The following is an 11,155-nucleotide window of genomic DNA, read 5'->3' on the forward strand; positions in this document are numbered from 1 at the left end:
GCTTCGGCCTGCCCCACTACGAGGATCCCTAGCGGATGTGGACGCCCGAGATGGTGCGGGCGATGACAAGGCGCTGGATCTCGCTGGTTCCTTCGAAGATCGTGTAGATGGCGGCGTCGCGGTGCATGCGCTCCACCGGGTACTCGCGGGTGAAGCCGTTGCCGCCGAGGATCTGGACCGCCTGGGCGGTGACCTTCTTGGCCGTCTCGCTGGCGAAGAGCTTGGACTGGGAGCCCTCGGCGCCGTTGAAGGGCTTGCCGTTGACCGCCATCCAGGAGGCGCGCCACACCAGCAGGCGCGCGGCGTCGATGCTGGTGCGCATGTCGGCCAGCTGGAAGGCCACGCCCTGGTTGTCGATGATCGGGCGGCCGAACTGGACGCGGCTCTTGGCGTACTCCAGCGCGTAGTCGTAGGCGGCGCGGGCGGTGCCGACGGCCATGGCGCCGACCACCGGGCGGGAGGCCTCGAAGGTGGCCATGGCGGCGTTCTTCACGCGCTCGCCGCCAGCGTTCTTCGCCTTCTCGCGGGAGCGGGCCAGGCGCTCGTCCAGCTTCTCCTTGCCGCCGAGCAGGCAGGAGCCGGGGACGCGCACGTTGTCGAGAACGACCTCGGCGGTGTGCGAGGCGCGGATGCCGTGCTTCTGGAACTTCTGGCCCTGGGAGAGGCCTTCGGTGTTCGGCGGGATGATGAAGGAGGCGTGGCCCTTGGAGCCGAGCTCGGGGTCGACGACGGCGACCACGACGTGGACGTTGGCGATGCCGCCGTTGGTCGCCCAGGTCTTGGTGCCGTTGATCACCCACTCGTCCTTGGCCTCGTCGTAGACGGCGCGGGTACGCATGGCGGACACGTCGGAGCCGGCGTCGGGCTCGGAGGAGCAGAAGGCGGCCACCTTCACGTCGTCCGGGGTGCCGTACATCTGGGGAATCCAGGTGCCGATCTGCTCGTTGGTGCCGTTGGCCAGAACACCTACGGCGGCGAGACCGGTGCCCATGATCGACAGGGCGATGCCCGCGTCGCCCCAGAAGAGCTCCTCGGTGGCCATGGGGAGGCCGAGACCGGTCTGGTCGAAGTACTGGTTGGCGTAGAAGTCCAGGGAATAGATGCCGAGCTTGGCCGCTTCCTGGATGATGGGCCAGGGGGTCTCCTCGCGCTCGTCCCACTCGGCGGCCGCGGGGCGCATCACATCGGCGGCGAACCCGTGGAGCCAGTCCCGGACCTCCTTCTGCTCGTCGTTGAGTTCCATGGTGAACTCGGCCATGACCCCTCCAGCGCTGCCGGTCGTGACTCCGGTCGTACATCGGTAGCTGTTACTTGCGGTAACGGAAGTCTGTTACCGGCCGGTAGGAAAGTCAACCGTCTGTTTCCGCCCGGAACGACCCCGACCTGCGGAAGTGGGCATCGCCACGAGTTCCGGGCCCGGGGACCACCGGCGACCGATCAGTGTTACTTTGCGCAGGCATCACCGAATACGCACGGGTGGGGAGAGCACCGACCATGGAGACGACGCAGCAGGGGACCCCGCAGCAGAGGTCCACCGAGCGGCGCCGCCGCGAACTGCTGGAAGCCGCGGACCGGGTGGTGCTCCGGGACGGACCGGGCGCCTCCATGAACGCGATCGCGGCCGAGGCCGGGATCACCAAGCCGATCCTCTACCGCCACTTCGGCGACAAGGGCGGACTCTACGCCGCTCTCGCCCAGCGGCACACCGACGCGTTGCTGTCCTCGCTCCGGGCGGCGCTGGACGCGCCCGCCGAGCAGAGGCGGGAGCGGGTGGAGCGCACGCTCGACACCTACCTGGCGGCCATCGAGGCGCGGCCGCAGGTGTACCGGTTCCTGATGCACCCCTCGGACGGGGGCTCCTCCGGCGAGCCGGGGTTCGACGTGGGCCGCCACTCGGCGCCGCTGCTGCGGCGGATGGGTGAGGAGCTCGCGCAGGTCATCGAGGAGCGGGTGGACCTCGGTCCCAGCGGGCGGCAGTTGTCGCGGGCCTGGGGTCACGGGATCGTCGGCATGATGCACGCGGCCGGCGACTGGTGGCTGGGTGAGCGGCCCTGCCCCCGCGAGGAACTGGTCCGCAGCCTGGCCGACCTGCTGTGGGGCCGCCTCGCCGACGCGGGCGACCGTGCGGACGGCCCCGCGTTCTGACCTCGCCGGGCCCGTCCCCTCACCGGCCGCTACCTCGACCGGAGCGGCCCCGGTCCGAGCTGGACCCCGCCCCCGCTGTACACCCAGGACGTGCGCACCGTCGGCTTGCGCGGGGCGGGGCGAGCCGTTCGCCGCGGAGGCTCGGGCCTGCGCTCGCCTCCCCCAAGGACTTCGTCCAGGGGGTACCCCCACCCCCAAGCTCCCGGCTTCGCTCGAGCAGGTGGGGGTACTCCCGGACGAAGTCTGGGGGAGGACCCCCATCGCCCCCTGGGCGGCCCAGCCGCCCGCAGCAACGGCAGGCAGAGCCGCCGCAGGGGAGCCGGGTGCCGCCGGCCGGCCGCGCGGTAAGGAGCCGCCGAGAAGGGTCACCCCCCGACCGCCCGCGCCGCCCTGCGGAGGAGACGGCGGCGGCGGAAGCCGGTCAGGCGGTCGGCGTAGACCAGCCCGTCGAGGTGGTCGCACTCGTGCTGCAGGCACCGCGCGAAGAATCCCGTGCCGACGACCTCCACCGGCTCACCGGTGACGGAGAACCCCCGCACCACCGCCCGGTCGAACCGCGGCGTCCCGGCCTCGAGACCCGGCAGGGACAGACACCCCTCCGGCCCACGCACCGTCACCCCGTCGGCCTCCACCAGCCGCGGATTCACCAGATGACCGAGATGGCGGACATCCTCGTCGTCCGGACAGTCGTAGACGAAGACCCGCAGCCCCTCCCCCACCTGGTTCGCCGCGAGGCCCACACCCTCCGCCGCGTACATGGTGGCGAACATGTCCTCGACCAGCCGTTCGAGGTCCGGACCGAATTCCGTCACCTCCCGGCAAGGGCTGTGCAGCACGGGGTCCCCGTGCAGGGTGAGGGGTCGCACGCGCCCGTGGGCGCCGGGGATCGAACCGTGTCGCATGCCGGTCAGGGTACGGTCGGGGCAGGGCGTCCCGGTCCCGCGTGCCCCTCCGTCCTCCCCCCGTCACCGCCGGTCACGGTGCGATTCCGATATTCGGCCGGGTGAACGGATCTCGGTAGGCTGAGGCCACCACACGCTGCCGGGACTCACGCGCGGCGCGTACGCAAGGAGGATCGAGAACTGATGGCAGGCACCTCGGACCCGCTCTCGCCGCGGGCCAAGCTGGCCGTGACGGCGGGCAAGACCGCCGCGGCCGTCTCGCGGGCGGCAGGACGCGGCAGCGGCTCGGTGATCGGCGGCCGGGTCGCGCTGAAGCTGGACCCCGAGCTCCTGGCCCGGCTGGCGCATGGTCTGGACGTCACCCTGGTCTCGGCGACCAACGGCAAGACCACCACCACCCGTCTGATCGCCGAGGCACTGCGCGCGGCCGGCCCGGTGGTCTCCAACGCGCTGGGCGCCAACATGCCCGCCGGCATCACCTCGGCCCTGGCCGACCGTGACGACGAGGCCCGGTTCGGCGTCATCGAGGTCGACGAGAAGTACCTGATCACCGTCGCCCGCGAGACCGACCCCAAGTGCGTCGCGCTGCTCAACCTCTCCCGCGACCAGCTGGACCGCGCCGCGGAGACCCGCATGCTGGCCGAGCACTGGCGCGAGGGCCTCACCGGCACCAAGGCCGTGGTCGTGGCCAACGCCGACGACCCGCTGGTGGTCTGGGCGGCCTCCTCCTCGCCGAACGTGATCTGGGTCGCGGCCGGCCAGATGTGGAAGGACGACGCCTGGTCCTGCCCGTCCTGCGGCGGTGTGCTGCAGCGTCCGGGCGACGACTGGTTCTGCGGTGAGTGCGGCTTCCGCCGTCCGACGCCGAGCTGGGCGCTCTCCGGCGACCAGGTGCTGGACCCGCACGGCAGCGCCTGGCCGATCCACCTCCAGCTGCCGGGCCGCGCCAACCGCGCCAACGCCGCCTCCTCCGCCGCGGTCGCCGCCGTCTTCGGCGTGCCCCCGCACGTGGCGCTGGAGCGCATGTCGCACGTGCAGGCGGTGGCCGGCCGGTACGACACCGTCCAGTTCCAGGGGCGCGACCTGCGCCTGCTGCTCGCCAAGAACCCCGCGGGCTGGCTGGAGACGTTCTCGCTGATCGACCCGCCGCCGACCCCGGTCATCCTGTCGGTGAACGCCCGGTCCGCCGACGGCACCGACACCTCCTGGCTGTGGGACGTCGACTACAGCCGGCTCAACGGTCACCCGATCTTCGTGCTCGGCGACCGCAAGCTGGACCTGGCGGTGCGCCTGGAGGTCGCCAACCAGAACTTCCAGGTGTGCCAGAACCTCGACGAGGCGGTCCGCCTGGCCCCGCCGGGGCGGATCGAGGTCATCGCCAACTACACCGCCTTCCAGGATCTGCGCCGCCGCGTCGGCAACTGAACCACCTCCAGCGACTGACCAGCGACTCACAGTTCGAGGACCGACTCATGAGTGACAGCCAACTCCGGCTGGTGTGGATCTACCCGGATCTGCTCAGCACCTACGGCGACCAGGGCAACGCCCTCGTCGTCGAGCGCCGGGCCCGCCAGCGCGGTCTGGACGTGGCCCGGATCGACGTGCGCAGCGACCAGCCGGTGCCGACCTCCGGCGACATCTACCTGATCGGCGGCGGTGAGGACCGCCCGCAGCGCCTCGCCGCGGAGCGTCTGCGCCGCGACGGCGGCCTGGAGCGCGCGGTGGGCAACGGCGCGATCGTCTTCTCGGTCTGCGCCGGCTACCAGATCCTGGGCCACGAGTTCATCAACGACCTCGGCCAGCGCGAGCCGGGCCTGGGCCTGCTCGACGTGGTCTCGGTGCGCGGCGAGGGCGTCCGCTGCGTGGGCGACGTCCTCGCGGACATCGACCCGCGGCTGGGTCTGCCCCCGCTGACCGGCTTCGAGAACCACCAGGGCGTGACGCACGTCGGCCAGGGCGCCAAGCCGCTCGCCCGGGTCCGCATCGGCAACGGCAACGGGACCGGCGACGGCACCGAGGGCGCGTACAACGAGACCGTCTTCGGCACCTACATGCACGGCCCCGTGCTGGCCCGCAACCCCCACATCGCGGACCACCTGCTGAAGCTCGCCCTCGACGTCAACGCCCTCCCGCCGGTCGACGACCGGTGGTACGAGGCGCTGCGTCAGGAGCGCATCGCGGCAGCCACGCAGCCGGCCTGACGGCCCGCTGGCACGGCTGCGCGAGCACCTCCCCCGACACCCCCGATCCCACCTGCGAAGAGCCCGTTTGACGGGGCATCCGCACAGGTGAGCGGGGGTGTCCGGCTGTCGGACGCCGGGTTCGGCCGGGGGCCTTCACGCCGGTAGGGTGGCGGCATCAAGCCGGACGAAGCGGTCCGGTGCCGTCCCCCATCGAGAAGGTCTTTCGCGCCATGCGCATTGGTGTGCTCACCTCCGGCGGCGACTGCCCCGGCCTCAACGCCGTCATCCGCTCCGTCGTCCACCGCGCCGTCGACGCCCACGGCGACGAGGTGATCGGTTTCCTCGACGGCTGGCGCGGTCTGCTGGACGGCGATCACGTCAAGCTCGACCTCGACGACGTCAGCGGCATCCTGGCCCGCGGCGGCACCATCCTCGGCTCCTCCCGCGTCCGCCCCGAGGACCTCCGGGACGGCGTGGAGCGGGCCAAGGGCCACCTGCGGGACCTCGGTCTCGACGCCGTCATCCCGATCGGCGGCGAGGGCACCCTGAAGGCCGCCCGCCTGCTGTCCGACAACGGTCTGCCCATCGTGGGCGTCCCGAAGACCATCGACAACGACATCGCCGTCACCGACGTCACCTTCGGCTTCGACACCGCCGTGGGCGTGGCCACCGACGCGCTGGACCGGCTGAAGACCACCGCCGAGTCCCACCAGCGGGTCCTGATCGTCGAGGTGATGGGCCGCCACACCGGCTGGATCGCCCTGCACTCCGGCATGGCGGCCGGCGCCCACGCGATCGTGGTGCCCGAGCGGCCCTTCGACATCAAGGAGCTGACCGAGCGGGTCGGCGCGCGCTTCGAGGCCGGCAAGCGGTTCGCGATAGTCGTGGTGGCCGAGGGCGCCAAGCCCGCCCCGGGCACCATGGACTTCGCGGAGGGCAGCAAGGACGTCTTCGGCCACGAGCGGTTCGCCGGCATCGCCAACCTGCTGGCGGTGGAGCTGGAGCACCGCCTCGGCAAGGAGGCCCGTCCGGTCATCCTCGGCCACGTGCAGCGCGGCGGCACCCCGACCGCCTACGACCGGGTCCTCGCGACCCGTTTCGGCTGGCACGCGGTGGAGGCCGTGCACCGCGGCGAGTTCGGCCGGATGACCGCGCTGCGCGGCACCGACATCGTCACCGTCCCGCTGGCCGAGGCCGTCGCCTCGCTCAAGACGGTCCCGGAGGAGCGCTACGCCGAGGCTCCCACCGTCCTGTGACCCGCACCCGGTGACCCGAGTCACCCCCGCACACCTGCGACCCTCGATGACTCGCAGGTGAACCGCCCCCGGCCGCCGGCACGGCCGGGGGCGGTTCTAGTCTGGTGCGGACAGATTTGCACAACCCCCACGAAACAGGAGCCGGCGGATGGACCACAGCGGTCACGGCGCCATGGATCTGCCCCCGTTCACGCTCGGCCGGGGGCTCGCCTGGTCGCCGGACGCCTTCTTCCTCGTCGCCTGCCTGCTCGGGCTGCTGCTCTACGGCTGGGGCGTGGTCCGGATGACGCGCCGGGGCGACCGGTGGCCGGTCGGCCGGACGGTGTCGTTCGTCGCCGGCGTCCTGAGCGTGGTGCTGGTGATGTGCACCGGGCTGAACGACTACGGCATGGTCATGTTCAGCGTGCACATGGTGCAGCACATGGTGCTGAGCATGCTCTCCCCGATCATGATCCTGCTGGGCGCCCCGGTCACGCTGGCGCTGCGCGCCCTGCCGGTGGCGGCGCGCGGCACGCTGGGCCCTCGTGAGCTGCTGCTGAAGCTGCTGCACAGCCGGTACATGCGGGTCGTCACGCATCCGCTGTTCACCATCCCGATGTTCATCGCCAGCCTCTACGCGCTGTACTTCACGCCGCTGGTGGACACGCTGATGGGCTCCTACGTGGGGCACGTCGCGATGATGGTGCACTTCTTCGCGGTGGGCGTGGTGTTCTTCTGGCCGATCATGGGCGTCGACCCGGGCCCGCACCGCCCGGGGCACCTGCTGCGGATGCTGGAGCTCTTCGCCGGCATGCCCTTCCACGCCTTCTTCGGCATCGCGCTGATGATGGCGTCCACGCCGATGATCGGCGCGTTCGCCCACCCGCCGGCCTCGCTGGGCATCGACCCGATGGAGGACCTGAACGCGGCGGGCGGCATCGCCTGGGCGTTCAGCGAGATCCCGTCGGTGCTGGTGCTGATCGCGCTGCTCTTCCAGTGGTACGGCTCCGAGCAGCGGCAGGCCCGCCGCAAGGACCGCGCCGCGGACCGCGACGGCGACGCGGAGCTCGAGGCGTACAACGCCTACCTGGCCTCCCTGCGGGCGGGGTCGGCCCGCCAGGGCTGAGAGCGGCCGAGGAGCTCGGGGCCCGTCGGCACCCCGCCTGTCAGGTGTCGCGTGTCGCCAGCAGGGCCAGGAACAGGGCCCCGAGCACCACCCAGCCGAACCACAGCCAGCCGTTGCTTCCGAGGGCCACCGAGTAGGCCGTCACCACGACGAGACCGCCCATGGTGAGCGCTCCCATGGTCTTGGCGCTTCCGGGTATGCCGGAGCCGTGCATCGAGGGCATCGCGACCTCCTCAGGTCCGCTACCTCCATGGTGCCCCGCGGGCCCCCCTTCTCACCCTCGCCGGAGGCCACCGGTTCCCGGACCGGCCGGGTGCACGCCCGGCTGGTACTTCGGCAGCCGCACGGTGACCTTCATGCCGGCGCCCTCGGCCGTCTCGATGACCAGCCCGTACTCGTCGCCGTAGACCTGCCGCAGCCGGTCGTCCACGTTGGACAGGCCGATGCCCCCGGTGGGCCCGGCGTCCCCGGCGAGGATCCGCCGCAGCAGCTCGGGGTCCATGCCGACGCCGTCGTCCTCGATCACCACGACGGCCTCCGCGCCCTCGTCCCGGGCCGTGATGCCGATCCCGCACCGGTCGCCGCGGCCCTCGAGGCCGTGCTTGACGGCGTTCTCCACCAGCGGCTGCAGGCACAGGAACGGCAGCGTCACCGGCAGCACCTCGGGCGCGATCTGCAGCGTCACCGTCAGCCGGTCGCCGAACCGGGCGCGGACCAGCGCCAGGTAGTGGTCGATGGCGTGCAGCTCGTCGGCGAGGGTGGTGAAGTCGCCGTGCCGCCGGAACGAGTAGCGGGTGAAGTCCGCGAACTCCAGCAGCAGCTCCCTGGCGCGCTCCGGGTCGGTGCGGACGAAGGAGGCGATCACGGCGAGCGAGTTGAAGATGAAGTGCGGCGAGATCTGGGCCCGCAGCGCCCTGATCTCCGCCTCGATCAGCCGGGTGCGCGACCGGTCGAGGTCGGCGAGTTCCAGCTGGACGGAGACCCAGCGGGCGACCTCCCCCGCGGCCCGCACCAGCACCGCGGACTCCCCGGGCGCGCAGGCGACCAGCGCCCCGTGCACCCGGTCGTCGACGGTGAGCGGGGCGACGACCGCCCAGCGCAGCGGGCAGTCGGGGGTGGCGCAGCCGAGCCGGAACGCCTCGCCGCGGCCGCTCTCCAGGGGGCCGGCCAGGCGTTCCATGATCTCGGCGCGGTGGTGGGCGCCGATGCCGTCCCAGACCAGGACCCGGTCGAGGTCGGTGAGGCAGAGCGCGTCGGTGCCCAGCAGCGAGCGCAGCCGGCGGGCGGCGCGGCGGGCGGTCTCCTCGGTGAGTCCGGCGCGCAGCGGCGGGGCGGCCAGCGAGGCGGTGTGCAGGGTCTCGAAGGTGGCGTGCTCGACGGGGGTGCCAAGGCCGGCCAGCGAGGCCGAGCGGCCGGAGCGCCGGGCGGTGCGGCGGCCCAGCCAGAAGCCGGCGGCGCCCAGCGGCAGCAGGGCCGCGCAGACGCCGGCGAGGAAGGCTCCGAGGGCGCTCATACCGCGTTCTCCTTCCGGACGGGTCCGCCGCCGATCTCCTCGGGCAGGTGGAAGCGGGCGAGGACGGCGCCGGTGTCGGGCGGTATCCGGCCGGGGGTGGCCAGCGAGACGGCGATCATGGTCAGGAAGGCCAGCGGGACCGTCCACAGGGCGGGCCAGGCGAGCAGGGCGTCGGGGACGCCGGCCGTGGGGTGGTGGCCGACCAGGGTGACGGAGACGGCGGCGAGCGCGGAGCCCCCGCCGACCAGCATCCCGGCGGCGGCGCCGGGCGGGGTGAGCCGGTGCCACCAGATGCCGAGGATCAGCAGCGGGCAGAAGGAGGACGCGGAGACGGCGAAGGCGAGGCCGACCGCGTCGGCGATCGGCAGCCGCCCGGCCAGCACGCTCGCCGCGAGCGGCACCGCCATGGCCGTCACCGCGCCCATCCGGAAGTGGCGGATGCCGCGGGAGGGCAGCGCGTCCTGGGCGATGACCCCGGCGAGCGCGACGGTGAGCCCGGAGGCGGTGGACAGGAACGCCGCGAACGCCCCGCCGGCGATCAGCGCGCCCAGCAGGTCGCCGCCGACCCCGCCGATCATGCGGTCCGGCAGGAGCAGCACCGCGGCGTCGGTGTTGCCGGTGAGGACGAGTTCGGGGGCGTACATCCGGGCGAGCGCCCCGTAGAGCGGGGGCAGCAGGTAGAACGCGCCGATCAGGCCGAGCACGGCGACGGTGGTGCGGCGGGCGGCCACCCCGTTGGGGCTGGTGTAGAAGCGGACCACGACGTGCGGCAGGCCCATGGTGCCCAGGAAGGTGGCGATGATCAGCCCGTAGGTGGCGTACAGCGGGCGTTCCTGTCCGGCGGGGCCGCCGCTGTCGGCGAGGGCGGTGTCCCCGCCGGCCCCTGCTCCCCGGGCGACCGGCACGGCGGCCCCGGCGGGGAAGCCGAGCCGGGTGCCGGCCTCGACGGTGTGCGGGCCGGCGGGCAGGGCGACCCGTTCGCCGTCGTGCGGGCGGCCGTCGACGCGGCCGTCGACGGTGACGGTGAGCGGCTCGGCGAGGCGGATGTCGACGGTGTCCTGGACGCGCACGGTGCGGTGCTCGCGGAAGGCGGCGGGTTCGTCGAACGCCCGGGTCGGTGCGCCGTCGCCCTGCCAGGCGAGCACCAGGAAGAGCACCGGGACGAGCAGGGCGGTCAGCTTCAGCCAGTACTGGAAGGCCTGGACGAAGGTGATGGAGCGCATCCCGCCGGCCGCCACGTTGGCGACCACCACCACGGCGACGATCACCGAGCCCAGCTGCCCGGGTGCGCCGGTGAGGACCTTCAGGGTGAGCCCGGCGCCCTGGAGCTGCGGCATCAGGTAGAGCCAGCCGATGCCGACGACGAAGCCGCTGGCGAGCTTGCGCACCGCGGGCGAGCCCAGCCGGGCCTCGGCGAAGTCGGGGAGGGTGTAGGCACCCGAGCGGCGCAGCGGGGCGGCGACGAAGAGCAGCAGCAGGAGGTACCCGGCCGTGTAGCCGACGGGGTACCAGAGCATGTCGGGTCCCTGGACGAGGACGAGTCCGGCGATGCCCAGGAAGGAGGCGGCGGACAGGTACTCGCCGCTGATGGCGGCCGCGTTGAGGCGTGGGCCCACGGTGCGGGAGGCCACGTAGAAGTCGGAGGTGGTGCGCGAGACCCGCAGGCCGAAGGCGCCGACCAGGGCGGTGGCGACCACCACCAGGGCGACGGCGGCCACCGCGTAGCTTTCGTTCATCGGGGCATCACAGGGTTCTCCGTCAGCGGTCCTGGTCCTCGACGAGCCGCACGAAGTCCCGCTCGTGGCGTTCGGCGCGGCGCACCTGCCACCGGGCGAGCAGCACCAGCGGCGGGTAGAGGCAGAAGCCGAGGACCGCCCATTCCAGGGCGCTGCCGTGCGGCACGGCCGCGAAGACCAGCGGCAGCGGCAGGACGAGGGCGACCAGCACGGCGAAGACGGTCAGCGCGGAGCGCAGCTGGGTGCGCATCAGGGAGCGGACGTAGGTGTGGCCGAGGGTGGTCTGCTCGTGGATCTCGGTGCGGGGGCGGTAGG

The 11,155-nt window shown here is 72.7% G+C and carries 11 protein-coding genes; 5 read left to right on the top strand and 6 right to left on the bottom strand.

Features of this window, described 5'->3' with window-relative positions; translation table 11 throughout:
- Positions 1-28 precede the first annotated feature (28 nt).
- Positions 29-1,258 (bottom strand): acyl-CoA dehydrogenase family protein, encoded by a 1,230-nt coding sequence (locus ACOV8S_RS27425; protein ID WP_448321110.1) that lies wholly within the window; start codon positions 1,256-1,258, stop codon positions 29-31.
- 236 nt (positions 1,259-1,494) lie between these two features.
- Between ACOV8S_RS27425 and ACOV8S_RS27430 the strand changes: the two genes are divergently transcribed.
- Positions 1,495-2,145 carry a TetR family transcriptional regulator gene (locus ACOV8S_RS27430; protein ID WP_448321112.1) on the top strand — a complete coding sequence of 217 codons (651 nt, stop codon included), beginning with the start codon at positions 1,495-1,497 and terminating at the stop codon, positions 2,143-2,145.
- 365 nt (positions 2,146-2,510) lie between these two features.
- Here ACOV8S_RS27430 and def read toward each other — a convergent pair whose 3' ends face one another.
- Positions 2,511-3,047: a peptide deformylase gene (def, locus tag ACOV8S_RS27435; RefSeq protein WP_448321114.1), complete on the bottom strand. Its 537-nt coding sequence runs from the start codon at positions 3,045-3,047 to the stop codon at positions 2,511-2,513.
- Positions 3,048-3,230: 183 nt separating this feature from the next.
- Between def and ACOV8S_RS27440 the strand changes: the two genes are divergently transcribed.
- From ACOV8S_RS27440 to ACOV8S_RS27455, 4 genes are all read left to right on the top strand, one after another.
- The gene (locus ACOV8S_RS27440; protein ID WP_448321116.1) at positions 3,231-4,472 is read left to right on the top strand and encodes a MurT ligase domain-containing protein; all 1,242 of its coding nucleotides are present in this window, start codon (positions 3,231-3,233) and stop codon (positions 4,470-4,472) included.
- Between the two features lie 47 nt (positions 4,473-4,519).
- Positions 4,520-5,248: a type 1 glutamine amidotransferase gene (locus ACOV8S_RS27445; protein WP_351114047.1), complete on the top strand. Its 729-nt coding sequence runs from the start codon at positions 4,520-4,522 to the stop codon at positions 5,246-5,248.
- 212 nt (positions 5,249-5,460) lie between these two features.
- On the top strand, positions 5,461-6,486 hold the full coding sequence (locus tag ACOV8S_RS27450) for a 6-phosphofructokinase (protein WP_448321118.1): 1,026 nt from the start codon (positions 5,461-5,463) through the stop codon (positions 6,484-6,486).
- 148 nt (positions 6,487-6,634) lie between these two features.
- On the top strand, positions 6,635-7,591 hold the full coding sequence (locus ACOV8S_RS27455) for a cytochrome c oxidase assembly protein (protein WP_448321119.1): 957 nt from the start codon (positions 6,635-6,637) through the stop codon (positions 7,589-7,591).
- A 40-nt stretch (positions 7,592-7,631) separates the two neighbouring features.
- Here the strand turns inward: ACOV8S_RS27455 and ACOV8S_RS27460 are convergent, their stop codons facing one another.
- The 4 genes from ACOV8S_RS27460 to ACOV8S_RS27475 all read right to left on the bottom strand — a co-directional run.
- Complete coding sequence (locus tag ACOV8S_RS27460) at positions 7,632-7,814, bottom strand: hypothetical protein (protein WP_351114088.1); 183 nt, start codon at positions 7,812-7,814, stop codon at positions 7,632-7,634.
- Positions 7,815-7,865: 51 nt separating this feature from the next.
- Positions 7,866-9,104, bottom strand: a complete 1,239-nt coding sequence (locus ACOV8S_RS27465) for a sensor histidine kinase (RefSeq protein WP_448321121.1) — start codon at positions 9,102-9,104, stop codon at positions 7,866-7,868.
- Positions 9,101-10,840, bottom strand: a complete 1,740-nt coding sequence (locus tag ACOV8S_RS27470; RefSeq protein WP_448321122.1) for a sodium/solute symporter — start codon at positions 10,838-10,840, stop codon at positions 9,101-9,103. Before ACOV8S_RS27470 ends, ACOV8S_RS27465 begins: the two co-directional genes overlap by 4 nt.
- Before the next feature lie 22 nt (positions 10,841-10,862).
- Positions 10,863-11,155: hypothetical protein (locus tag ACOV8S_RS27475; RefSeq protein ID WP_448321124.1), on the bottom strand; the 293-nt coding region annotated here is incomplete at its 5' end.

It is taken from the genome of Streptomyces sp. CO7, assembly GCF_053474865.1.

Bases quoted from the DNA above. Each gene is read 5' to 3' on its own strand.
- ACOV8S_RS27425 (WP_448321110.1), bottom strand. From the start codon at position 1,258: ATGGCCGAGTTCACCATGGAACTCAACGACGAGCAGAAGGAGGTCCGG.
- ACOV8S_RS27430 (WP_448321112.1), top strand. From the start codon at position 1,495: ATGGAGACGACGCAGCAGGGGACCCCGCAGCAGAGGTCCACCGAGCGG.
- def (WP_448321114.1), bottom strand. From the start codon at position 3,047: ATGCGACACGGTTCGATCCCCGGCGCCCACGGGCGCGTGCGACCCCTC.
- ACOV8S_RS27440 (WP_448321116.1), top strand. From the start codon at position 3,231: ATGGCAGGCACCTCGGACCCGCTCTCGCCGCGGGCCAAGCTGGCCGTG.
- ACOV8S_RS27445 (WP_351114047.1), top strand. From the start codon at position 4,520: ATGAGTGACAGCCAACTCCGGCTGGTGTGGATCTACCCGGATCTGCTC.
- ACOV8S_RS27450 (WP_448321118.1), top strand. From the start codon at position 5,461: ATGCGCATTGGTGTGCTCACCTCCGGCGGCGACTGCCCCGGCCTCAAC.
- ACOV8S_RS27455 (WP_448321119.1), top strand. From the start codon at position 6,635: ATGGACCACAGCGGTCACGGCGCCATGGATCTGCCCCCGTTCACGCTC.
- ACOV8S_RS27460 (WP_351114088.1), bottom strand. From the start codon at position 7,814: ATGCCCTCGATGCACGGCTCCGGCATACCCGGAAGCGCCAAGACCATG.
- ACOV8S_RS27465 (WP_448321121.1), bottom strand. From the start codon at position 9,104: ATGAGCGCCCTCGGAGCCTTCCTCGCCGGCGTCTGCGCGGCCCTGCTG.
- ACOV8S_RS27470 (WP_448321122.1), bottom strand. From the start codon at position 10,840: ATGAACGAAAGCTACGCGGTGGCCGCCGTCGCCCTGGTGGTGGTCGCC.